The 22,971-nt window shown below is 51.5% G+C and carries 30 protein-coding genes; 15 read left to right on the forward strand and 15 right to left on the reverse strand.

Annotated elements, in window-relative coordinates; translation table 11 throughout:
* The first annotated feature begins 28 nt into the window (after nt 1-28).
* From msrP to SOM48_RS12160, 12 genes are all read left to right on the forward strand, one after another.
* Nucleotides 29-1,027: a protein-methionine-sulfoxide reductase catalytic subunit MsrP gene (msrP, locus tag SOM48_RS12105; RefSeq protein ID WP_320512016.1), complete on the forward strand. Its 999-nt coding sequence runs from the start codon at nt 29-31 to the stop codon at nt 1,025-1,027.
* Nucleotides 1,028-1,627 (forward strand): protein-methionine-sulfoxide reductase heme-binding subunit MsrQ, encoded by a 600-nt coding sequence (msrQ, locus tag SOM48_RS12110; RefSeq protein ID WP_076769267.1) that lies wholly within the window; start codon nt 1,028-1,030, stop codon nt 1,625-1,627.
* A 234-nt stretch (nt 1,628-1,861) separates the two neighbouring features.
* On the forward strand, nt 1,862-2,314 hold the full coding sequence (aroQ, locus tag SOM48_RS12115) for a type II 3-dehydroquinate dehydratase (RefSeq protein ID WP_042713122.1): 453 nt from the start codon (nt 1,862-1,864) through the stop codon (nt 2,312-2,314).
* A 21-nt stretch (nt 2,315-2,335) separates the two neighbouring features.
* Nucleotides 2,336-2,806 (forward strand): acetyl-CoA carboxylase biotin carboxyl carrier protein, encoded by a 471-nt coding sequence (gene accB, locus SOM48_RS12120; RefSeq protein ID WP_320512017.1) that lies wholly within the window; start codon nt 2,336-2,338, stop codon nt 2,804-2,806.
* A gap of 10 nt (nt 2,807-2,816) precedes the next feature.
* Nucleotides 2,817-4,166, forward strand: a complete 1,350-nt coding sequence (gene accC, locus SOM48_RS12125) for an acetyl-CoA carboxylase biotin carboxylase subunit (protein ID WP_023480919.1) — start codon at nt 2,817-2,819, stop codon at nt 4,164-4,166.
* A gap of 108 nt (nt 4,167-4,274) precedes the next feature.
* Nucleotides 4,275-4,517, forward strand: a complete 243-nt coding sequence (locus SOM48_RS12130) for a YhdT family protein (RefSeq protein WP_023481056.1) — start codon at nt 4,275-4,277, stop codon at nt 4,515-4,517.
* Nucleotides 4,507-5,958: a sodium/pantothenate symporter gene (gene panF / locus SOM48_RS12135; protein WP_023480847.1), complete on the forward strand. Its 1,452-nt coding sequence runs from the start codon at nt 4,507-4,509 to the stop codon at nt 5,956-5,958. The genes SOM48_RS12130 and panF overlap by 11 nt, the downstream gene beginning before the upstream one ends.
* Nucleotides 5,959-5,969: 11 nt before the next feature.
* Nucleotides 5,970-6,851 (forward strand): 50S ribosomal protein L11 methyltransferase, encoded by an 882-nt coding sequence (gene prmA / locus SOM48_RS12140; RefSeq protein ID WP_042713123.1) that lies wholly within the window; start codon nt 5,970-5,972, stop codon nt 6,849-6,851.
* A gap of 142 nt (nt 6,852-6,993) precedes the next feature.
* Nucleotides 6,994-7,731 carry a carbonic anhydrase gene (locus SOM48_RS12145; protein WP_320512018.1) on the forward strand — a complete coding sequence of 246 codons (738 nt, stop codon included), beginning with the start codon at nt 6,994-6,996 and terminating at the stop codon, nt 7,729-7,731.
* A 310-nt stretch (nt 7,732-8,041) separates the two neighbouring features.
* Complete coding sequence (gene dusB / locus SOM48_RS12150; protein ID WP_034813628.1) at nt 8,042-9,007, forward strand: tRNA dihydrouridine synthase DusB; 966 nt, start codon at nt 8,042-8,044, stop codon at nt 9,005-9,007.
* Between the two features lie 25 nt (nt 9,008-9,032).
* Entirely contained in the window at nt 9,033-9,329 is a 297-nt protein-coding gene (fis, locus tag SOM48_RS12155) for a DNA-binding transcriptional regulator Fis (protein WP_000462905.1), read from the forward strand.
* A 189-nt stretch (nt 9,330-9,518) separates the two neighbouring features.
* Entirely contained in the window at nt 9,519-10,835 is a 1,317-nt protein-coding gene (locus tag SOM48_RS12160) for a hypothetical protein (RefSeq protein WP_043056437.1), read from the forward strand.
* A 59-nt stretch (nt 10,836-10,894) separates the two neighbouring features.
* Here the strand turns inward: SOM48_RS12160 and SOM48_RS12165 are convergent, their stop codons facing one another.
* The 8 genes from SOM48_RS12165 to SOM48_RS12200 form a co-directional block, all read right to left on the reverse strand.
* The gene (locus SOM48_RS12165; RefSeq protein WP_032980620.1) at nt 10,895-12,556 is read right to left on the reverse strand and encodes a terminase large subunit; all 1,662 of its coding nucleotides are present in this window, start codon (nt 12,554-12,556) and stop codon (nt 10,895-10,897) included.
* Nucleotides 12,540-12,896 carry a phage terminase small subunit P27 family gene (locus SOM48_RS12170; RefSeq protein WP_000113647.1) on the reverse strand — a complete coding sequence of 119 codons (357 nt, stop codon included), beginning with the start codon at nt 12,894-12,896 and terminating at the stop codon, nt 12,540-12,542. The genes SOM48_RS12165 and SOM48_RS12170 overlap by 17 nt, the downstream gene beginning before the upstream one ends.
* A gap of 162 nt (nt 12,897-13,058) precedes the next feature.
* Entirely contained in the window at nt 13,059-13,505 is a 447-nt protein-coding gene (locus SOM48_RS12175) for an HNH endonuclease signature motif containing protein (protein WP_320512019.1), read from the reverse strand.
* Nucleotides 13,505-13,798, reverse strand: a complete 294-nt coding sequence (locus SOM48_RS12180; RefSeq protein ID WP_032422840.1) for a head-tail connector protein — start codon at nt 13,796-13,798, stop codon at nt 13,505-13,507. Before SOM48_RS12180 ends, SOM48_RS12175 begins: the two co-directional genes overlap by 1 nt.
* Nucleotides 13,795-14,133, reverse strand: coding sequence for a phage head closure protein (locus SOM48_RS12185; RefSeq protein ID WP_320512020.1), 339 nt, complete (start codon nt 14,131-14,133; stop codon nt 13,795-13,797). Before SOM48_RS12185 ends, SOM48_RS12180 begins: the two co-directional genes overlap by 4 nt.
* Nucleotides 14,130-15,365 (reverse strand): phage portal protein, encoded by a 1,236-nt coding sequence (locus tag SOM48_RS12190; protein ID WP_320512021.1) that lies wholly within the window; start codon nt 15,363-15,365, stop codon nt 14,130-14,132. Before SOM48_RS12190 ends, SOM48_RS12185 begins: the two co-directional genes overlap by 4 nt.
* Before the next feature lies 1 nt (nt 15,366).
* Nucleotides 15,367-15,927: an HK97 family phage prohead protease gene (locus SOM48_RS12195; RefSeq protein WP_320512022.1), complete on the reverse strand. Its 561-nt coding sequence runs from the start codon at nt 15,925-15,927 to the stop codon at nt 15,367-15,369.
* Nucleotides 15,928-15,978: 51 nt separating this feature from the next.
* Nucleotides 15,979-17,145, reverse strand: coding sequence for a phage major capsid protein (locus SOM48_RS12200; protein ID WP_320512023.1), 1,167 nt, complete (start codon nt 17,143-17,145; stop codon nt 15,979-15,981).
* Between the two features lie 241 nt (nt 17,146-17,386).
* Here SOM48_RS12200 and SOM48_RS12205 point away from each other — a divergent pair, with 241 nt between their 5' ends.
* Both SOM48_RS12205 and SOM48_RS12210 read left to right on the forward strand, forming a co-directional pair.
* Nucleotides 17,387-18,130: a hypothetical protein gene (locus SOM48_RS12205; protein WP_320512024.1), complete on the forward strand. Its 744-nt coding sequence runs from the start codon at nt 17,387-17,389 to the stop codon at nt 18,128-18,130.
* Nucleotides 18,131-18,169: 39 nt separating this feature from the next.
* Entirely contained in the window at nt 18,170-18,679 is a 510-nt protein-coding gene (locus tag SOM48_RS12210) for a hypothetical protein (protein ID WP_320512041.1), read from the forward strand.
* A gap of 250 nt (nt 18,680-18,929) precedes the next feature.
* Here the strand turns inward: SOM48_RS12210 and SOM48_RS12215 are convergent, their stop codons facing one another.
* The 6 genes from SOM48_RS12215 to SOM48_RS12240 form a co-directional block, all read right to left on the reverse strand.
* Nucleotides 18,930-19,283 (reverse strand): hypothetical protein, encoded by a 354-nt coding sequence (locus SOM48_RS12215; RefSeq protein ID WP_320512025.1) that lies wholly within the window; start codon nt 19,281-19,283, stop codon nt 18,930-18,932.
* 180 nt (nt 19,284-19,463) lie between these two features.
* Nucleotides 19,464-20,834: a helicase RepA family protein gene (locus SOM48_RS12220; RefSeq protein WP_320512026.1), complete on the reverse strand. Its 1,371-nt coding sequence runs from the start codon at nt 20,832-20,834 to the stop codon at nt 19,464-19,466.
* Nucleotides 20,831-21,199, reverse strand: coding sequence for a hypothetical protein (locus SOM48_RS12225; RefSeq protein WP_216296058.1), 369 nt, complete (start codon nt 21,197-21,199; stop codon nt 20,831-20,833). Before SOM48_RS12225 ends, SOM48_RS12220 begins: the two co-directional genes overlap by 4 nt.
* Nucleotides 21,196-21,507, reverse strand: a complete 312-nt coding sequence (locus SOM48_RS12230) for a hypothetical protein (protein ID WP_320512027.1) — start codon at nt 21,505-21,507, stop codon at nt 21,196-21,198. The genes SOM48_RS12225 and SOM48_RS12230 overlap by 4 nt, the downstream gene beginning before the upstream one ends.
* On the reverse strand, nt 21,500-21,712 hold the full coding sequence (locus SOM48_RS12235; protein WP_320512028.1) for a hypothetical protein: 213 nt from the start codon (nt 21,710-21,712) through the stop codon (nt 21,500-21,502). Before SOM48_RS12235 ends, SOM48_RS12230 begins: the two co-directional genes overlap by 8 nt.
* A complete protein-coding gene (locus tag SOM48_RS12240) occupies nt 21,705-22,166 on the reverse strand; it encodes a host cell division inhibitor Icd-like protein (RefSeq protein WP_320512029.1) in 462 nt (153 codons plus the stop codon). Before SOM48_RS12240 ends, SOM48_RS12235 begins: the two co-directional genes overlap by 8 nt.
* Here SOM48_RS12240 and SOM48_RS12245 point away from each other — a divergent pair.
* The gene (locus tag SOM48_RS12245) at nt 22,102-22,305 is read left to right on the forward strand and encodes a YlcI/YnfO family protein (RefSeq protein WP_320512030.1); all 204 of its coding nucleotides are present in this window, start codon (nt 22,102-22,104) and stop codon (nt 22,303-22,305) included. The genes SOM48_RS12240 and SOM48_RS12245 overlap by 65 nt on opposite strands.
* 414 nt (nt 22,306-22,719) lie before the next feature.
* Here SOM48_RS12245 and SOM48_RS12250 read toward each other — a convergent pair whose 3' ends face one another.
* On the reverse strand, nt 22,720-22,929 hold the full coding sequence (locus tag SOM48_RS12250; RefSeq protein WP_320512031.1) for a helix-turn-helix transcriptional regulator: 210 nt from the start codon (nt 22,927-22,929) through the stop codon (nt 22,720-22,722).
* Nucleotides 22,930-22,971: the final 42 nt, after the last annotated feature.

Genomic DNA, 22,971 nt, shown 5'->3' on the forward strand with positions numbered 1-22,971 from the left:
CAGCCGCGACACCCCTCAGAGGATGTAAATGAAGAAAAAATTGACCGAAGCAGATGTCACCGCTGAATCCGTGTTTTTTATGCAGCGCCGCCAGGTATTAAAGATGCTCGGCATCGGTGCAACGGCCGCCACACTCCCTTCAGTGGCGCAAGCCGATCTTCTGGACTGGTTTAAAGGCAATGACCGTCCAAAAGCGCCGGCTGGCAAACCGCTGACATTCACCCAGCCTGCCGAATGGCAAAGTAAGCTGCCGTTGACGCCGGAAGAGAAAGTTACCGGCTACAACAACTTTTACGAGTTCGGGCTGGATAAAGCCGATCCTGCTGCCAATGCCGGCAGCATGAAGACCGATCCCTGGACGTTGACCATTGATGGTGAAGTGGCGAAACCGCTGACACTCGATCATGCGGCGCTGACCTCGCGCTTTCCGCTGGAAGAGCGTATTTATCGCATGCGCTGCGTCGAAGCCTGGTCGATGGTGGTGCCGTGGATTGGTTTTCCGCTGCATAAACTGCTGGCGCTGGTGGAGCCGACCAGCAAAGCGAAGTATGTCGCTTTTGAAACACGTTATGCGCCCGATGAGATGCCGGGTCAGAAGGATCGCTTTATTGGCGGCGGCCTGGCCTACCCTTATGTAGAAGGGTTGCGTATAGATGAAGCGATGCATCCGCTCACGCTGCTCACCGTTGGGGTCTATGGCAAAGCGCTGCCGCCGCAGAACGGAGCGCCGATCCGCCTCACCGTGCCGTGGAAATATGGTTTTAAAGGCATTAAGTCTATCGTCAGTATCAAGCTCACCAGCCAGCGTCCGCCGACAACGTGGAACCTCTCCGCACCGAATGAGTATGGTTTTTATGCCAATGTGAACCCGCATGTCGATCACCCGCGTTGGTCGCAGGCGACGGAACGTTTTATCGGTTCGGGCGGCGCGCTGGACGTAAAGCGCCAGCCGACGCTGCTGTTTAATGGCTACGGTGAAGAGGTCGCTTCCCTCTATCGCGGTCTCGATTTGCGGGAGAACTTCTAAGTGCGGTTAACGGCAAAACAGATCACCTGGCTTAAAGTTGCGCTACATCTTGCCGGTTTCCTGCCGCTGCTCTGGCTCTTCTGGGCGGCGAACCAGGGCTACTTCAGCGCCGATCCGGCAAAAGATATTCAACATTTCACCGGCCGAATGGCGCTGAAGTTTCTGCTCGCCAGCCTGCTAATCACTCCGCTGGCGCGCTACGGTAAGCAGCCACTGCTGATCCGTACGCGTCGGCTGCTTGGGCTGTGGTGCTTTGCATGGGCCAGCTTACATCTGGTGAGCTATACGCTGCTGGAGCTGGGCATTAATAACCTGGCTTTGCTCGGACAAGAGCTTGTCACCCGTCCTTATTTAACCCTTGGCGCAATCAGTTGGCTGATCTTACTGGCGCTGGCTGCGACATCGACGCAGTGGGCGCAGCGTAAACTGGGCAGACGCTGGCAAACTCTGCACAACTTCGTCTATCTGGTAGCGATCCTCGCACCTGTTCACTACCTCTGGTCGGTGAAGATTCTCTCCCCGCAGCCGATTATCTACGCGGCTGCCGCGCTGGTATTGTTAGCGTTGCGTTACAAAAAATTCCGCCAATGGTGGCGTTAGCCACCGTTTTTGCGCGGTTCCCCGCAGAAAAAGCGCCTTTCGCGACGCGTTCCCGCAACATGAATTAGAATCTTCTCAGATAAGACCAGTATTTAGCTGCCAAAAGCAACGAAATGGTTATAATGTGCGACTTTGGTTCGCTTATCGGACTTTTTTAAGCTCCGAAAAGGTGACAAGCGCGAATCGAAGGTATATTTTGTTTTTTGCCGAAGAATCGCAGGAGATAGCAGCATAATGGCTGATAAGTTCCATGTATTGGTTTTGAACGGACCGAACCTGAATATGCTCGGTACGCGAGAGCCGGAGAAGTACGGCACCCTGACACTTGAGGAGATTGTTAATTCTTTGAGTACAGAAAGCGCGGCACTTAATGTGGAACTGGCACATTTTCAGTCTAACGCGGAGTACGCAATCATCGACCGTATTCATCAGGCTAAAGACGTAACTGACTTCATCCTGATTAATCCGGCCGCGTTTACGCACACCAGTGTTGCTATCCGTGATGCGTTGCTGGCGGTGAATATCCCGTTTATCGAGATCCACCTCAGCAATGTACATGCGCGGGAGCCGTTCCGCCACCACTCCTATCTCTCGGATATTGCCGTTGGCGTTATCTGCGGGCTTGGTGCGGACGGTTATTCATACGCTTTACAGACGGCGGTAAAACGCCTGTCACAATCACACTAAACAAGAGTACGGAACCCACTCATGGATATTCGTAAGATTAAAAAACTGATCGAGCTGGTTGAAGAATCAGGCATCTCCGAACTGGAAATCTCCGAAGGCGAAGAGTCTGTGCGCATTAGCCGCAGTGCACCTGCCGCAAGTTTCCCGATGATGCAGCAGGCTTATGCCGCGCCGATGATGCAACAACAGCCTGCCCTGGCGAATGCTGTCGCGACGACAGCCGCAGTAGAAGCACCGGCAGCCGCAGCAGAAATCAGTGGTCACATCGTACGTTCCCCGATGGTCGGAACCTTCTATCGCACCCCGAGCCCGGATGCGAAAGCCTTTATCGAAATCGGCCAGACAGTTAACGTGGGCGACACCCTCTGCATCGTTGAAGCGATGAAAATGATGAACCAGATCGAAGCCGATAAATCAGGCGTGGTGAAAGCCATTCTGGTCGAGAGTGGCCAACCGGTTGAATTTGACGAGCCGCTGGTCGTCATCGAGTAACGAGGCGCACATGCTGGATAAAATTGTTATCGCCAACCGCGGCGAGATCGCACTGCGAATCCTTCGTGCCTGTAAAGAGCTGGGCATTAAGACCGTCGCTGTGCACTCCACGGCGGATCGCGATTTAAAACACGTATTACTGGCGGACGAAACGGTCTGTATCGGTCCGGCACCGTCCGTTAAAAGTTACCTGAATATCCCGGCGATCATCTCTGCGGCCGAAATCACTGGCGCAGTGGCGATTCACCCGGGTTATGGCTTCCTCTCTGAGAACGCCAACTTCGCTGAGCAGGTTGAGCGCTCCGGCTTTATCTTTATCGGCCCGAAAGCCGACACCATTCGCCTGATGGGCGATAAAGTGTCCGCGATCAACGCGATGAAGAAAGCGGGCGTACCTTGCGTACCGGGTTCTGACGGCCCGCTGGGCGACGACGTTGACGCTAACCGTGCCCATGCAAAACGCATCGGCTACCCGGTTATCATCAAAGCCTCCGGCGGCGGCGGCGGTCGCGGTATGCGCGTAGTGCGCAAAGACGCCGACCTGGCGCAGTCCATTGCCATGACGCGCGCGGAAGCAAAAGCAGCGTTCAACAACGACATGGTCTACATGGAGAAGTACCTGGAAAATCCTCGCCACGTCGAGATCCAGGTGCTGGCAGATGGTCAGGGTAACGCGATCTATCTGGCCGAGCGTGACTGCTCCATGCAGCGCCGCCACCAGAAAGTGGTTGAAGAGGCACCGGCTCCGGGCATCACGCCGGAACTGCGTCGCTACATCGGTGAGCGTTGTGCGAAAGCCTGTGTTGATATCGGCTATCGCGGCGCGGGTACCTTCGAGTTCCTGTTTGAGAACGGCGAGTTCTACTTTATTGAGATGAACACCCGTATTCAGGTAGAGCACCCGGTAACCGAAATGATCACCGGCGTTGACCTGATCAAAGAGCAGCTGCGTATCGCTGCCGGTCAGCCGCTCTCCATCACTCAGGAAGAGGTGGTGATCAAAGGTCATGCGGTCGAATGCCGTATTAACGCCGAAGATCCCAACACTTTCCTGCCGAGCCCGGGCAAAATCACGCGCTTCCATGCGCCAGGTGGTTTTGGCGTGCGCTGGGAATCGCATATCTACGCCGGTTATACCGTACCGCCGTATTACGATTCCATGATTGGCAAGCTGATCTGCTACGGCGAGAGCCGTGATGTGGCGATTGCACGCATGAAGAATGCGCTGCAGGAGCTGATCATCGACGGGATTAAAACCAACGTTGATCTGCAGATGCGCATTATGTCCGACGAGAACTTCCAGCACGGTGGAACCAATATCCACTACCTGGAGAAGAAACTCGGTCTGCAGGAAAAATAATCGCGATTACGCGCAAAAGGCCGGTTCTTCCGGCCTTTTTTCTTTTTCTCTCCCCTCATCTTTTCCTTAAGGTACAATCCCCGCTTTCTTCATCCACAAGGGAATAAAATGGACAACCGTTTTGTTCAGGCACACATTGAGGCCCGCTGGGCGCTGTGGCTGACCCTTCTCTATCTTGCTGCCTGGTTAGTGTGTGCTTACCTACCGGATTCAGCGCAGGGCATCACCGGTTTACCCCACTGGTTCGAGATGGCCTGCCTGTTAACGCCGCTGGTGTTTGTGCTGCTCTGCTGGGCGATGGTGCGTTTTATCTTCCGTGATATCCCGCTGGAGGATAAGGATGCAAACTGAAATTATTGCCGTGCTGGTGATCTACCTGTTCATCGTTTTCGGCCTCTCTTTCTATGCTATGCGTCAGCGCAGCAGCGGCACCTTCCTGAGCGAGTATTTCCTCGGCAGCCGCTCGATGGGCGGATTTGTGCTGGCGATGACCCTGACGGCGACCTATGTCAGCGCCAGCTCCTTTATCGGCGGCCCTGGCGCTGCCTATAAATTCGGCCTCGGCTGGGTGCTGCTGGCGATGATTCAGGTGCCGACCATCTGGCTGTCGCTCGGTATCCTTGGCAAAAAATTCGCCATTCTTGCCCGCCGCTATAACGCCATTACCCTCAACGATATGTTGATGGCCCGCTATCAGAGCCGGGCGGTGGTGTGGCTTGCCAGCATCAGTTTACTGGTGGCCTTTGTCGGGGCGATTGCGGTGCAGTTTATCGGCGGCGCGCGGCTGCTGGAGACCGCTGCGGGCATCAAGTATGAATCTGGCCTGCTGATTTTCGGCATCACCATTGCGCTCTACACCGCGTTTGGCGGTTTTCGCGCAAGCGTACTGAACGACACCATGCAGGGAATGGTGATGTTGATCGGCACGCTTGTTCTGCTGGCGGGGGTGATCCACGCGGCGGGCGGCCTGCATCATGCGGTTGATACCCTGCGGCAGATCGACCCGAAACTGGTCAGCCCGCACGGCGCAAGCGACATCCTCACCCCGGCCTTTATGACCTCCTTCTGGGTGCTGGTCTGCTTCGGCGTGATTGGCCTGCCGCATACCGCCGTGCGCTGCATCTCTTATAAAGACAGCAAATCGGTGCATCGCGGCATTATTATCGGCACCATTGTGATTGCGCTATTGATGCTCGGTATGCACCTGGCGGGCGCGCTGGGCCGGGCGGTGCTGCCGCATCTGTCGGTGCCGGATCAGGTGATCCCAACTTTAATGGTGGAAGTGCTGCCACCGTGGGCGGCCGGGCTGTTTCTCGCCGCGCCGATGGCGGCGATCATGTCTAACGTCAACGCTCATCTGTTACAGGCTTCTGCCACCATCATTAAAGATCTGTGGCTCAGCGCCCAGCCAACTAAAATTCGTCATGAGCCGAGTCTGAAGCGTATTTCGACGGCAACCACGCTCATTCTCGGTGTGCTGATGATGCTGGCCGCATGGCGTCCGCCGGAGATGATCATCTGGCTGAACCTGCTGGCGTTCGGCGGTCTTGAAGCCGTATTCCTGTGGCCGCTGGTGCTGGGGCTTTACTGGGAGCGCGCAAATGCCGCAGGCGCGCTTAGCGCCATGATTGTCGGCGGCGTGCTGTATGCCGTGCTCGCCACCCTGAATATTCAGTACCTGGGCTTTCATCCGATTGTGCCCTCGCTGCTGCTAAGTTTGTTAGCCTTTGTGGTCGGGAACCGTTTTGGTCGCCCGGTGCCGCAGGCTGCTTCCCTTTCTGCTAATCAATAAAGAGTAACGCCATGCCATGGATCCAACTGAAACTGAACACCACCGGCGCGCATGCTGAAGATCTGAGCGACGCTCTGATGGAAGCAGGCGCAGTCTCCATTACCTTCCAGGACACGCACGACACGCCCGTGTTTGAGCCGCTGCCGGGCGAGACTCGCCTGTGGGGCGATACCGATGTGATCGGCCTGTTCGATGCTGAAACAGAGATGGCAGACGTGGTTGCCCAACTCGCCTCCCACCCGCTGCTGGGCGAAGGCTTCGCGCATAAAATTGAGCAGCTGGAAGATAAAGACTGGGAGCGCGAATGGATGGATAACTTCCACCCGATGCGCTTTGGCGAGCGGCTGTGGATCTGCCCGAGCTGGCGCGATGTGCCGGATGAAACCGCCGTTAACGTGATGCTCGATCCCGGCCTGGCATTCGGCACCGGCACCCATCCGACAACGTCGCTCTGCCTGCAGTGGCTCGACGGCCTCGATCTTAACGGCAAAACGGTGATCGATTTTGGCTGCGGCTCCGGCATTCTGGCGATCGCGGCACTGAAGCTGGGCGCGGCGAAAGCGATCGGGATCGATATCGATCCGCAGGCGATCCAGGCGAGCCGTGATAATGCCGAGCGCAATGGCGTCTCAGACCGCCTTGAACTCTATCTGCCGGACGATCAGCCCGCAGAGATGAAAGCCGACGTGGTGGTCGCGAATATCCTCGCCGGCCCGCTGCGCGAACTGGCACCGCTGATTAGCGTTCTGCCCGTTGCGGGCGGGCTACTGGGGCTGTCGGGCATCCTTGCCAGCCAGGCAGAGAGCGTTTGTGAAGCCTATACCAACCTGTTCAACCTCGATCCGGTGGTTGAAAAAGAGGAGTGGTGCCGTATTACGGGTCAGAAAAAATAGTCCCCACAGCGTGGCCTCCCGGCCACGCTTTTTATTTCCCTGCCGTTTGTAGTGATTTATTTCCCGTGAAGTTTATAATGAGCCGCCGCTGTATCAACGGATGGTAAATCATTGATTTATAAATATTCATCGGATGAATACTATGTCACTTCGTATAGTAAAAACAGCCTTCGCTGTGGCAAGCCTGTTTCCTCTATTTGCCTGCTCCGCTCACTGGAGTTATCAAGGCGCAACCTCGCCGGAACATTGGGGTGAGTTAAGTCAGGAGTTTCAGACCTGCCAGAGTGGTAAAAACCAGTCACCAATTGATATTGATAATATCGTCACTGCTCACCTCACGCCCTTTAGCAACCACTACCACGAAAGCCCTGCGCTGCTGATAAACAACGGCCATACGCTGCAAGCCAATTTTATCAATAACCTCAATACCATTGAGCTGGCAGGTATTGTCTCGCATTTGCAGCAGTTCCACTTCCACGCTCCCAGTGAGCATACCCTGCATGGCAAACATGCCCCGCTGGAGATGCACCTGGTTCACACCTCCGCAAAGGGTGATATCACCGTTGTCGCGGTGCTGTTTGAAACGGGGGCGGCTAACCGCGAGCTGGCGTCGCTGTGGCAGCATCTCCCTACTCGCGGGGGCTCGACAGCGCTAACGGCGCAGAACATCGATATGGCGGCGCTGCTGCCGCGTGATAAGACCTACTGGCGCTTTAGCGGGTCGCTAACCACACCGCCCTGTTCGGAAGGAGTCACCTGGCTGGTAATGAAACAGCCCCTGACACTCTCTCCCCAACAACTTGACGCGTTCAAATCTGCGCTCGGGCACGCCAATAACCGCCCTACTCAGCAGCTGTATGGCCGGCTGGTCGTCGAGTAGCAGCCTGTAAATACCAGCATAAAAATGAGAGCGGGTTCGCAAAATCCGCTTTTTTTTGGCTTAAAAATCAGCAGTTATGCTGCTTATTGCCCCATTAAAAACGATAAATCTCGTGAATTTATCAGCAAGCTAAAAATTTTAGCTTTGCTATAACCCAATGAAAATTATGATGTAATGCCTGTTTGCCTCGCCAGGACTGGCTATTCCTTGATCTACAACAGTGGATTGCTCAAAGTTTGGCCTTTCATCTCGTGCAAAAAATGCGTAATATACGCCGCCTTGCAGTCACAGTATGGTCATTTCTTAACTCATGCGCATCGGACACCACCAGCTTAGAAATCGCCTGATCGCAGCGCCCATGGCTGGCATTACTGACAGACCTTTCCGGACGCTGTGCTACGAGATGGGAGCCGGTTTAACCGTATCCGAGATGATGTCGTCTAACCCGCAGGTTTGGGAAAGCGACAAATCACGACTGCGGATGGTGCACATTGATGAGCCCGGTATTCGCACCGTGCAAATTGCGGGCAGCGACCCGGAAGAGATGGCCCAAGCCGCACGTATTAACGTGGAAAGTGGCGCTCAAATTATTGATATCAATATGGGCTGTCCGGCTAAAAAGGTGAATCGCAAGCTTGCAGGTTCCGCCCTGTTGCAGCACCCGGATTTGGTGAAATCGATCCTCACCGCGGTGGTTGGCGCAGTGGATGTTCCTGTAACTCTGAAGATTCGCACAGGCTGGGCCCCTGAGCACCGTAACTGCGTAGAGATTGCCCAACTGGCTGAAGAGTGTGGCATTCAGGCTCTGACCATTCATGGACGCACCCGCGCCTGTTTGTTCAATGGAGAAGCTGAGTACGACACGATTCGGGCAGTTAAGCAGAAAGTTTCCATTCCGATTATCGCGAATGGCGACATTACTGACCCGCTTAAAGCCAGAGCTGTGCTCGACTATACGGGGGCGGATGCCCTGATGATAGGCCGCGCAGCTCAGGGAAGACCCTGGATCTTTCGGGAAATCCAGCACTATCTGGACACTGGGGAGCTGCTGGCTCCGCTGCCACTGGCAGAGGTTAAGCGCTTGCTTTGCGCGCACGTTCGGGAACTGCATGACTTTTACGGTCAGGCAAAAGGTTACCGAATTGCACGTAAACACGTCTCCTGGTATCTCCAGGAGCACGCCCCGAATGACCAGTTTCGGCGCACATTCAACGCCATTGAGAATGCCAGCGAACAGCTGGAGGCGTTGGAGGCATACTTCGAAAATTTTGCGTAAACAGAAATAAAGAGCTGACAGAACTATGTTCGAACAACGCGTAAATTCTGACGTACTGACCGTTTCTACCGTTAACTCTCAGGATCAGGTAACCCAAAAACCGCTCCGTGACTCGGTAAAACAGGCACTGAAGAACTATTTTGCTCAACTGAACGGTCAGGATGTTAATGACCTCTATGAGCTGGTACTGGCTGAAGTAGAACAGCCACTGTTGGACATGGTGATGCAATACACCCGTGGTAATCAGACCCGCGCGGCGCTGATGATGGGCATCAACCGCGGTACGCTGCGTAAAAAACTGAAAAAATACGGCATGAACTGATACTAATCAGTTAAGTGTTTGTTTAAAAAGGCGCTACTCGGCATGGGGAAGCGCCTTTTTTATTGGATTGACTACACTATTGACTACACAAAAATTTGAACATTGACGTACTGTGACGAACAAACTTGATATCTTTGGAAGAATAAATAAAGTGAGGCTATAGAGACAAAAAATTAGGAAAAAACCTGGATGAAGCGTACAGAGATAAGCCTACCAATGGCACCTCCCGTTCCTCTTTCCTCAACAGAGGTAACCCTGCTAAAAGCAGCTTTATCCACTGTTCGTGAAGAAGTAACTGACTGCCCATACATTCATGAAGCTATGAGAGTATTACCAGTTAAAGGCTATAGGAGCGCAATAACAGCTTACTGGAACGCAGTCATTGATGATCTTAGAAAAAAGATTATGCATCGTAGCCTAGATCTCTTTAATAAAGAATGTAAACAAAGGAAAGAGATAAAAACTTATGAAGATTTTCAAGATCATGTTATCGACTTTGATCTCATTGATGGCGCATTCAAGATTGGAGTAATCGATCGCGAAGGGCATAAACTTTTACATCAAGCAAGAGAAACTCGAAATTTATTTGGGGGGCACCCGCAAAGTAGCGAGCCAGACTTAATAAAAGTTATAAACCTTATAAATGATTGTAATAGATATGTTCTTTCACAAGAATACCCTCCTAGCATAATTGATATATCAACTTATTTATCTGATATGGATTCTGCTGATTTCAATAAAAATGATCTGGCAGTCAAACAAGCGTTTTCTAGCTTACCAGCCGTTTATAAAACAGAACTTTCCAATAGATTTTTTGGCACGTATTGCTCCGCTAATATATCAAGCGAACTGAGAAGCAACATTGAATTCTGTGCACCTATTCTTTGGGTATTATTACCTAAAGAAGATAAAAGTAAAGTGGGCCAGCAATTTGATAAATACCTTCTATCAGGCAACAATAATAAAATTGAGAAAGCTCAACAATTTATTTTGTTAGTTGACGGGTTAATGTATATTAGCCCAGCATCAAGAAAAGTAATTATCGAACCTCTTATAAATTTACTTAGTGACTCTTTAGATTCTTGGGCCGAAGAAGAAAAATATACTATAGCTTTGTTGCCTTTTTCTGGCTTTATTCCGGAAGATAATGTCTTAGAATTTGTTTCTGCGATCACAAAAACATATGTTGGTAGGACAGGTTCAAGTTATAACTATAGCAGGAAGAACTTCTATTCCAATGGCGCTGCCCCATTAATTCTTGAGATGTTTGAGCACTTCGACATCAATAAAGTTTCTGCTTTTGTTGAAACCATTAAAAATGACAGCACACTCAGGCATAGAATTCAGGATGAAGGACAGTTCCTTAGACTCCAAAAATTAGGTAACTTACTTTTAGAAGAGAGCACTTATGCTCCAACCGACAAGGCTTTTTTAAAAGCGCTGGTAGACAAAAGCAAACCGAAAGAGGCTTTTCTCAAATCACTACCTAAAAATCCGTCGAGATAATAGATAAGCGTGAAGTAATTACCCATCACGCTTATGCTCGCTAATAAAATTTAAGAAGCTCAAATACCGTTAAACATAGCAAGTCTTATTTTATGATTTTCGCTCATATCGAAAGCAAAATCCTGATGCTCTGCCTGGAAGGTGCCAAACGCCATCAGCGCTGATACCGCCGGATCTATCTTGTTGGAGGATTTCTTTTTGTTGGGCTTGATGTTGGCGTTTGCGTCAGACTCCATCACCACGTTACCAATCGCCCAGGCCAGAACCGGATCGTTGCGATGGCGCACCACCCTGCGGTTAACGAAAACCTCGAAGGATTTAGCTACCGGGCTGAACCTGAGATAGGTTTGCGGGAACGGCTCCACATCAAGGCCCGCCCCCTGAAGCTGGGTGCGCAGATGCGTGGCGTTCCACGTATCAAAGCCCACCAGCCTGATATTGAAGGTTTCAGCGTCGCGCAGTATATCGTCACGGATGCGGTCATAGTCGATACAGTCTCCGGGAGTGGTGCGAATCCAGCCCGCTTTCACCCATTGCCGGTAGATGGCGCGGTTTTTGTTGGCAACGTTAAGCAGTTGGGCTTCCGGCAGATAGTGACGGGTCAGGAGGCGGATCTCCCTGTCGAACGGGAAAGCGTAACTGACACTCGTGATATCGCTGGTTGAGGACAGGTCAAATCCGGCGTAGCACTCCATTCCGGCCAGGTCTTCTTCGGTATAGTCGAGCGCACAGGCATTCCACGCACCGGCCCCCATCCACGGCGTGGATCCCTGACACCAGATATTGAAACGCTTGGTCAGCATCTCCACCCACTGCGAGGGTATACCCCGTGATTTCCGGATAGTGGATTCCAGCTTCGCCGCGTCAACAGACACATGCAGGTTAGGGTTTGCCTTAATCCACATCTCAGGCTGATCCACCTCGCTTTCATCGTCCAGTTCGTAGATCAGGACAAAAAGTGAATCGTTGCTTTCTTCCCCGGCCAGAATCTGGCAGCAATAGTCGTAATGTTGCTTACAGGCGGAGACAACGTTGCTCCCGGCGGTAGTTATGGCGAACAGGATCGCCTCCGGACGCGCCCCCATCCCCAGCTCAAGCGCGGAATAAACGCCATTATCCGGGTGAAGGTGGTACTCATCGACAATCGCCAGGCTGGGGTTAGTCCCCTCAATGGTGGCCGCTTTCGCCGCCAGCGGCTTTAACAGGCTGTTGCTCTTCGGGAATATGACTTTATGCGCCTGAATATTGACGCGCTTTTTCAGCGGTTTTGACAGCAAACACATCTGGCGGGCATCGTCGAACACGATGCGGGCCTGATCGCGGCTCACTGCCGCCGTATAGATATCCTGCTGTCCTTTCTCCATCACCAGGAACCAGTTAGCCAGCATGGCGGCCACCGTGGATTTGGCGTTCTTGCGCGGCACCTCTATAAAAGCGCTGCTGTACTTACGACGGCCTGACTTCCTGACTTTAAACCCCATCAGGTTAGCAAAGGCGAACTGCTGCCACGGCTCCAGTTCGATTGGCAGCCCCCGCAGCGGCCCTTTGACGTGCGGGCAAAGCCGGGAAAACGCAATAAACCGCTCTACGGTCGCCGTATCGAACTCATATCGGGGGTCATTCAGGTCTGAAAAGTACCTTTCCACGGCCTGTTTTACGCGCTTACAGGCCGGAATTTCGCCCGTTTTTATCGCATTTGCATACTCATTCCAGACGGTCAAGCTCGTCCTCCTCTTCCGTTTCTACCGGGTTACGGCGGCGGCTTACCGGATCAAAGCCCAGCAGTGACGACATTTTAATCATGATTTTTTCAGCATCGGCCTTTGCACTCAGTGCCGGATTCCGGCTCTCGCCACCCTGACTGTTAACAATGCTGAACCCGCGGCTGGCAAGGTCTTCCACTGCTTTGCGGTACATCGAATAGTTGACGCAAAAAAGCTCAAGGTTGTTCCAGTCGGCAGGTGTCAGATCGCCACGCTCGGCCAGTTGCTTCGCTTTCGCTTTCCACTGCTGCGCGGCTAACTCATCAAGGTAAGCTGGCGGTTTGGGTGGTCTTGCCATAAAAATTTCTCGTTTCCGTCGCGTTTTATTTTCAAAAAAATCACCGTGCGTAAAAATTTGAGGGGGCGGGTGGTGCCTCGCGCCCGGGGTTTTGTCCTGAAAATCCCCCCCACCCCCAAATGATAATAATTATCATTTAAATGATTGCATTAAAAATAGTTTTTAGATGAAATCATTTTTCTCATACATCCAGTTATTACGCTGTGCTGCCCGCTCTTCCTGTTCGCTGTACATCCCCGCTTTGCGGTTGGCTTTGGTGATGGGGTCTTGCTGCGTGGTCTTCTGGTTATGATGCGTCTGGCATAACGGCTGGTGATTCCACTCAGGCCAGAACAGAACATCATCACCACCATTGATAGGGACGATGTGATCGACAATCTTTGCGGGAACATAGAGGCCCAGCTTCTGGCACTCAACGCACAGTGGATAGCGTTTCAGATACTGAGCGCGGTACTTCTCCCATGCAGCAGAGTAACCACGAGCGCGACGGTGGCCGCGTCTGGCATCCTGCGCCCGCCATACTTCCCGCTTGTGCTCATCGCATTTACCAGACTTCACGCGCTTGTTGCATCCCGGCTCAGTGCAACGGCGTAACGGTTGCCACGGCATCAGTACACTCCCACATCACGATAGACAGACCACAGCGCGGAGATAGCAAGGGGAACCTCTTTCGCCTCCACATCGCTAATCATCGTGCGGTACTCGTACAACTGAGAGACGTACATCAGGCAACCAATCTTGATCGCCGGGGTGAACTCCAGCCCACTATCGAACCTTTTACCTATATGCTTCTGGCAGACCTCCAGCGCTGCATCGATGTACGCCTGAATCAGCACATCTTCATCAGTACCATCAACACGACAATGCAGCTTTGCTTCAGCCAGGGTAATTTCAGTTGTCATTTCTCAGTCCCCTGTTTGCAGAGAATTTCAAGGCGGGTCATGCCAGAATCGGGGATAGGTGGCCCGATGATGTTGAGAGTTGCGCCAGCAAGCGGGCCGGTAAGCACCTTCAGGCGGTTAGCGGCGGTGATATCCCGGCGAAAGCGAACCCATACACGAACAGTGGCTTCGGCAATCTCAGCTCCAGCGGCCACCAGTTCACGACCGCTGATCCCTTTGACCTCGGCCCAGATGGTTTCCCCGTTCTCCCACTTCTGGATAACCTGTCCGGAAGGTGATCTTAATGAAGTGAAGGTTAGGATCGTGACGCGGTTTCTCAGTCCTCCAACTCTCATTCGTCACCTTCCTTTTTGTCATTGCTGATCTTCACTTCCTGTTTCCATGCCTGGCTGTATTCGTCACCACCTTCACGCGGCGGCATCCCTTCACGTTCGCGGGCTTCGTTCGGGTTCATGATCCCGTTCTTGATACCGCGCTCATAAGTTGCGTAACGCTCGGTTGGAGTGGCTCGAAGAAGATCGGCAGAGTCGAATTCCACCTGATAGCGGATGCCCGGTACGGGTGACGCTACCAGCAATGCGGATTTGATCTGCTGCTCAAAGTTGGCGAGCCACGGGCGCATAGTCATGGTGAGAAAGGCGCGGCTTGCTTCGCTGAAGTTGCTGTAGGTGCTGTTGCTGTATTCCTGCAGGAAGATGGGCGACACGTTGAACATGCGGGCAATGTCTTCGATGGTGAAGCGCCGGGAGGCCAGCCACTCAGCATCCTGATTGCTCATGCCAAGCTGCTTATAGTCCATGCCACCTTCAAGGATCGGCGTTTTACCGGCATTTCTGGCACCTTTGTAGCGCTCAAGCGCGTCCAGCGCCTGTTTACCCTTCACACTATCAAGCCATTCAGCAGTAGTGACTACGCCCGCCGCCATCATGCCATCTTTCATAATGCTGGCACCGTGGCGCTGCTGGGCCAGACCTAACCCCAGCGCCTCACGGCAGGTAGTGATAGGAGAGCGGCCCAGAAAACCATCATCGGTGGAGTAACGCAGGTGCAGAATCTCTTCTTGCAGGTAGGTGCGCACTGCTCCAGTAAACGGCTCAGTAACAGTGTATTTGTACTTATGCTGGCCGATACGCTCAGGAACAACCGCCCCCGGCGCATATGGGTGCAGGGATTGCGGCTGGCCGTCACGGCCCCACTGGATCACCGCATAGGCGTTACCATTCAGCAGGCAATGACGCATCATCGTGCGCTTGAACTGGTAAGGCGTCTGGCAGTCGTTCGGTTGCTCGTTCAGGAGAAAATCTACCGGATGATTACTCAGCCACTCCCGTGCTTCACGCCCGTTATCGTTGCGCACGCGGTAGAGATAGCAGGGCATTGTTGCCACTGCCTCACTGATAACTGACACGGCGTTCATCACCGCCGGCAAAGATTCCGCAGTACCAGCAGACACATATTCGCCTGATCCGGTATTTGGAATCCCTGCCATCGCCAGAAACTCATCAATCGTCATGCTGCGCTGTTCGGATGGCTCAGATTTACGGCCAAAAGGCCAGATATTCCACATATCACAGCCCCGCTAAGTCAGCCCAGTGTCGGCGGTTATCACCAGCGCGGCGCAGTTCAGGATGTTGGGAGAACAGAGAACGGTGCGCAATTTCCACGCCAGACTCAGGATAAGCGGGCATAGAGGTAACGGTAATCTCCCGCAATTCGGCAGAGGTAACTGTGCGCAGGTATGGAGACTGGCCGATATCCCACGCCTCTTTCAGCGCCCGGAAACCAAAGCTCATGCCGGAGATATCCCCGCGCTCCACCAGCTCCAGAACATCGTTGCCAAGCTGGGTATTCGGCGGGGTCAGCTCGAAGCGCAGCCCGGTATCATCTTCTGACAGTACCAGCGTGCCGGATTTGGTACGCCCCAGCAGTTGGGTATAGTTATGCTCGTACAGCGCACGCACATCACTACCGGATGCCAGGCTATCTTTAAACGCCCCCGGCGCGAACTGCTCGCGGAACTCATCCCAGATAACTTCTGACAGGCTGTTCCAGCGCACGGCATAGCCCACCAGCTTTTTGTTGCTGGCGCTCAGATCGGTCGTGCGGATTTCAAAATCGATTGTTTTCATTACGGGACTCCACAGAGGGCAAAAAGGGGCCGGAGCCCCTTCAACGTGACATCAGGAACCGGAGCCGGAAAGCTCGAGCACCTTAATGGCACTGGAATCCACCACGCCACCGCCCAGGTATTTATCGGTATGCACTTTGTAGAAACCGGGTTCGGTAATGTTATCGGGACGGGTACGCACACCAGTGGTGTGATCCACAATGAAGTAACCGCGTTTGAAGTCGCCCACGGCAAGGAATACATTTCCGGGCAACGCATCCGGCATGGTTTCCAGATACTGAACAGGACGGCCCAGAAGGGTATCAGGGGAGTCAGCGACAAGACGATCGCGCCAGATGTAATCTCCGTTGCCGTTTTTCAGCTTTTGCAGCGTGGCGGCAGTATTGGAGTTCATCACCCATACGGCATTTTTGCGATATTTGGCCTTCAGCTTATAAAGCAGGTCGATCAGCCCATCAGAGGAAACGGTAGCAGCGTCCATCTTCTCCAGCGTGCCGAACGGACGGGTTTTATCGCTGGTGGCCGCACGCGGATAGGACAGGAACCCTTTAGATTTTTTATCTCCATCGCCGTTCACAAAGTCGCTTTCTTCGGTAGTGGTGAACGTGTCTGCCACTTCCGAGGCCAGCCATCCCAGAATATCCACTTCGGAGAAGTCGAGGATCTCCTGAGTGGTTTTCGGGTAGGCGTAGATCGGGTTCAGCTTGATATCAACGCGTTCAAGTTTCGGCGTGGCGGTTTCGGTGCGCTCTTCACCTTCGTTACCACGTTTAACCGCCGCGCCCCCCACGGAAACCAGCTTCTGGTATTCGTTGGTTTTGGTGGTTTTCACCGTGGCGATGGAGCGCATAACGCTTTCATCCTGCAGCTGGCGCATGACCTCTTTGTCCAACTCGGGGATAACGGTATAACCGCCATCAGCCGGAACCAGCGTACTGAGAGAGCGGGTATCACCCGTCATGATGTAATGACGCAGTTCATTGTTGCTCACGCTTTTACCTTCAACAGACGTGCCAGGCAGATTACGCTGATCATCTGCAACGGCTTCAAGGCGGGTAATGTCTACTTCAAGGGCATCAGCCCGGGCACGGAATTCGTCGAACTGCTTACCCTCTTCATCATTCAGGCTGCGCTTTTCGCTGTCGGCTTTTTCCAGCATGGATCGCATCTGGCTTTTAAGTGCGGCTTTCTGCTGGCGTAATTCGAGTAATTTCTTCATGGAGTGGTTTCCGTAACAATTAACGTTGAGACGTGAAACCAGCGCGGAGAGGGGAAGGCCAAAAATCACTGTGCCAAGCGCGGCGGATTTATGGCCTAAGTGGCGGCTCACGTCTGAGTGCCACAAACTAAGATATGGATCAAACTGTCGATGTAAATAAAGCATTTTTACTCCGAACGAGCTTGATGTATAACGAACAAATAATTTACAAAAAGCAATGGTACAAACAGCGGCGATACAAATGACTAAAGAAATTCTTGCAGTCCCAGGTATGATTCCTTCTCCTTTGCTAAAAAGGACATATAAAGCCGTTCAAGATATTGATCAAAAACTAACAAAACTCATTCACAGGTGGCGATTTCTCAAGGCAGGGCCGCCTATGAAAGTAATGGCATATGATGGCTCGGAAATCTGCTATCAAGGCGTGGCGTTTAAAGGCTCTCCCGCTCAAGTTTTTTGGAATGGATTTATAGAACCTTATATCGAAAACAACTCAATAAATATACTCGAGCAGACCTCAGCATTAGCGATAGAATGCCAATTCCCAGTAGAGGAATCCATTGAAGAAGCCAAGGCATTATTATTAGTAATGGTCCGAAGGATTTATCACGAAATGTCTGAAACAGATCAGCTATTAAGAGGTGATGGATTTAAATTCCCTGAAAAAAAGGACGTTAGCGAACATATAGAAAGCATGTCTCAAAAAATCATAGAACATGCAGAAGTAGAGAAATTGAAAAAACCACTGACTACCCAAACAATATTCAACATTGATACCGTTAATAGTAAATACGCTCAATTTGGCACAAACAACAACATTAACAATAAAAATTTAATAGATTTTTTTAATATCATTGCAACCTCTGGTGAAAAGGAGCTTATTTCACTCTCAAAAAAAATGTTAGATGCCGCTTTATCTAAAAGGCTAATAGACAATGAAACACATCAAACATTGACATCCATTTTTAATGACAGATGTATTTAATATATTGAAAATCATATAGCAATCTAAAGGAGTTAAATGATGAATTTTGATGCCATGGCATACCCTGAAAAATTCACAATCGCAGGTATTGAGTACAAAGGTCGTCGAGACACATCCCAAAAGAAAGTGCTCATTCCGTATACCGAAGAACCAGATATTAGCATTGGCGATGAGATTACTCAAAAGCTAGGAAAAGGAGAAATATCTTTGAAAGTCCTAGATATGTCATTCTTACCGGATGGTACGCTTAAGGCTGGCACTAACCACCCTCATATGCTCACCTTAAAAGTAGAAAATTTAGCTACTAATGAGCATAAATCTAAGTCATATAGCCAAAATACATTCAACATTGGAAGTGTTTCAGGTTCACAAGTCCAAATAGGAGAGCGGAACCATCTGATAGTTAATATTAGCATTACTGAACTTGTTGAAAAGGTAGCACAATCGCAGGATCCTCAAGCTAAATCAATCCTTAAAGAATTATTAAACAATAGTACTGTTGCAAGTCTCGTTGGCGCTGGTGCGTCAGCATTGTTAACTTTACTTTGAATAGATGGCCTGGTATTCCACCAGGCCATACAACGTCAACTTTTGTTCATCCATGTTGTAGAATAAGGAATTTTATCCCTATACTCGAATAGGTGTTCAACCAAGGTAAAAACTTGCTTTTTGTTTGTTACTAATGTTTCGTCTAAAAGGGTGCTAAGAATAGAATTATGATATTCCATCCATAACAAGGCTCCTTTAGCCAGGGCCGACTGGTACTCAGAAGTTAGCATAGCACCCATATATTTTACTTTCAAAGTGATTTGACGGTTAGCAGTGCTGTGAGTAGAACACCCGTGTATACAGGAAGAAACAATACTAGCAAAGTTAATTTCCCAATGCGACTACTTAAAGTCTGCTCCAATATAAGAGCTGCAATTATGCATGCCCCTACAAAAAAACCTATAGATGAAATTACCGCAACCCCCCATAATATTACACTCTCTATACCGTCAAGGCTTCCAGCTTTTAACACACTGGCAGCCGTAACCACACACTGAATAACGGCCAGAGCAAGGGTTCCTGAACTTTTTTCTGCCACATGATGATAAGCATCCATGAAGCCATCAAAAAATCTTTTACTTTCCTGTACATCTTTTTTTTTCATAACACCCACTTCCTCCCCACTTTACGAACTCCCCACCTGCTACCCATTGTATTTTGATAAATACGAGCGCAGACCAGTAATGACGTGGGTTACACGACTTTTCCCCACTTCGTCCATGTATATGGGTGCTAAGTGGGGAAATATAAGGGTAACTCCCCACCTTCCCCACCAGCCCCCCACTTAGTTACCCACTTCCCTTAGTGACTGCACTGACAACAAATCACCATCCTGCACTACCAGTCCCTCATCAATAAGCTTCTGCATCCAGCGAGTGAAGTGCTTGGTATTAATTCCCAGCGCCTTGAGGTCATCACGGATGACTGACCGGTTGCAGTGCTCATTGCGGGCAATACGGCTTCGTATAGCCTGCCACAGTGCCATGTGGTTATCACTGAGCTTTTCCACCCCCACCAGTTCTGGATCAATTTCTCTGGCGTCTCTGGCCACATCCCGAACCACCAGCGAGCAAACCATCTCTCCATCTTCATCGGTGTACAACTCAGCAGCGCGCAGATCATATGCACGGCGTTCCGGCTCTTCTGCATCCTTCATCTTGGTACATGACAGGATCAGCGCCTGCCCTTCCCCCTCCCGTTTCACGTTAAATTCAGCATCCAGTGCTGCCCGGAAAGAACTGGAACCGCGCGCGCCTTTGGCCTCATCCTTGCCCGAGTGATGAACCACCAGTACGGTAGCTCCGGTTCTCTGTTTGATAACGTCGCAGCCCTCAATAAACGCCCCCATATCGCGGGCATCGTTTTCATCATTGCCACCGAAACAGCGGGCAAGCGTGTCGATCACCACCAGGCGAACAGGCATACCACAATCCTCTGTAATCTGCCTGGCGGCAACAACCACCTCTGATACCTCAGATTCACGTACCGGGAACACCGGGCGATTCACCAGCCAGAGGTTATCCACCTGCTGGCCGTGCGCCTGTTCCCAGGCCCTGATCCGTCGCGGTACACCCACCCCACCTTCACCAACCACATAAAGTACGGCTCCCTGCTCTACCTTCCGGCCGGACCAGGCGGCGCCGGCAGCGATGTGACAAGCCCAGGACACAGCGAGGAAACTCTTATATGAACCGCTGGGGCCGTATATGCTGCACAGAGACTGCGCCGGGAGCATATGCTTTATCACATAGTCCTGCCGGACGTTGTATCCTTCAGAGCCACGGGTAAGAGGCAATTTAGTACGTCGCTCACTTGTAGTGGCCTCAGGAAAAGCGCGCTGTATACGCTGCATATCTGCCAGCCAGGCATTCATCTCGTCCTCGCCGATCTCATCTGCAAGCACAGAACGGCGAGCGATAATCATCTGCTTTCGATCAGTATCGAGAAAACCGGCATCGCACAGATCCTCATACGGCATTTCAACTATCTGTTTTAACCGCACCGCCAGCTTGCCATAGCGGGTTGTCGGATCTTTATGCTGGTGGATGGCTTTATCCGCATCCGTGCGGCTATAGTTTCGTCCATGCGCCCACAGATAGGAGCAGGTAAACAGGGCATCAGATACTGTTTCTATTGCTGCGAGTTGAACAGTCATTGCGGTATACCTCCGCTCATCTGGAACTTACCAAGCAAAGGATGGAACCAGTAGGCTGAGCCGTATTTACGTTTGGCACTGCGAAGCACCAGCCGCGCCGCCTCCCTGAATTTCTCATCAGGGGCAATGAAGCCACCAGCTTTCATTTTGACCAGCATCACGCCAGTGTTTTTAGCCAGCTCCTCGGCTTTTTTGGTCGATATTCCAAACTCGGCCGCCAGCGTGACAACAGGCGTCATTCCCGGCGGGATCTCACCGCCCTGGCTGTCAGTTAATGAGCGAACATGCTGCTCAAGTTCCAGCACCCGGTTCACCAGCAGATCAACGCGCTTTTCAAGCTCGTTAAATTTGACATTACTGATCATGACTGAGCCTCCCCGCGACGCTTACTGAGCACATAACTCACCGTCGTGCTGTTTTGCTCCAGCGCCTGGGCTAATCGTGGAAGATGGCGCAGCGCATCACCGACCAGCACTAAATCTCTCCGGGCGTCTTCGTCTGAATAGTCCTCTGATTGCACAGCATCGAGAGTCAGATTGCCGATCAGTGTTAAAACGCTGGTTATGGCAAAGACTCCTGCGCCATAAACGTCACTGGACTCCGATAAATCCTCATCACTGTGGCCTTTGAAATCAGGAGCATGCTTAACCAGCTGGTGGTAGATATCACGCACTGCGCACCTCCACGTCTTTCATGGCATGAATGGCCGTGAAAATATCAGCAGCGATTGAGCGAATCCCACCAATAGCTGTTTCGATATCACCCGACTCCATTTCATTACAGGCAATCTCAAGCGCCACCATTAGCGCATCTACCTGGCTGGAGCGTGCCAATAACTCAGTGAAGTGAACATTGCTCTCTATGGTCTGCTTAGCCATGGCGCACCTCCGGTGCTGGCAAACGTGCGGCCAGTGAAAGGATAAAGTGCGGGGAAAGAATGCTGCGGGCTTCACGTTCGTTTGCAGCCTCGACAGACAGGCGGCAGGGTCTGGATTTTTTGTCGTGGCGGTTGAGCGCGAGAAAACGCCATGTAAATTTTGGGCGAGTTTGGGTAGACTGATTGTCAGCCATAACTGTTACCTCGAATAACGGTATGTGGTAAGAGGCCCGGTTAGTGTTAGCGCACTGCCGGGCTTCGCTATTTAGACACCTTAACCAAAACAAGGTGTGCACCCACCATACGTTTTGGTGTGCACCCATGTCAATAGTTTTAATTGCCATTTCTTTAGTGTATGGTGTGTTCACACCTAATTTAAGGATGACACTTATGGCAACGGGTAATACCAATAATAAGTCGGCTAAAAAACACATCCGATTTCCCCACGAACTCATTGAGGAAATCGATGCCAGCGTAGAAAGAGAGAAAGTAGAAAACTCTGGAGCTAATTTTTCCGCATGGGTGCTGGATGCCTGCGGGCGCAAGCTAAAAGCAGAGCAGCGTAAAAAGGTCAAAAAAGCGGATAAGGAGTGATACCCAAATACCAAGTACCGGCAGGCGGAATTCCGCTCTTGGTTAAGAATCAAACTCCCCAGTATTGGTGAAATCTCATGATGCGTATGCGGCTCTGGTGCATATCCCTGCCGTATGCAAGCCGCGAGTTGCAAAATTGCAACACGTTTACTCGGTAACTTCCACCAGCGGTGTAAGTCAATAATCTCTGAGATTTCGGCGCCGGCTAACTCCCTCCAATAAAGGACGTTAGGATCGGCTGAAATTTCAATGCCCAATAACTCACTCCATTGGGGGAAGTTAAGCGCTCCTGTATTTGCATGAACGGTCAGGCTTTGACCACCAGCGCAACGCCTGGTATGCTGATCCTGTTTCGTTGTAGTGCATTGGCGGCCATGCGGGGCCGCCTTTGTTTTATCTGACATAGCCCACCCCTTATGCTGCTTTGCTGCGACTTTGCTGCCAGGCAGAAACCTCGGACAATAGCCAGCCAACAGCACGGCCACCCAATTTACGCCGGGCCGGAAACTTTCCCTCTTTTTCCATCATGTAGCGGGTAGTGCGGCAGATGCCGGTTAACTGGCGGCACTCCGCCTCGCGGATCACTCGTTCGGCTGGGGGTTGGGATTGTTTAAATTGGTTCATAAAAAAATACTCTCGTTCGTTAAGGTTCGAGAGCATCTTTAA

The organism is Kosakonia sp. CFBP8986 (assembly GCF_034044935.1).
Classification (GTDB): domain Bacteria; phylum Pseudomonadota; class Gammaproteobacteria; order Enterobacterales; family Enterobacteriaceae; genus Kosakonia; species Kosakonia cowanii.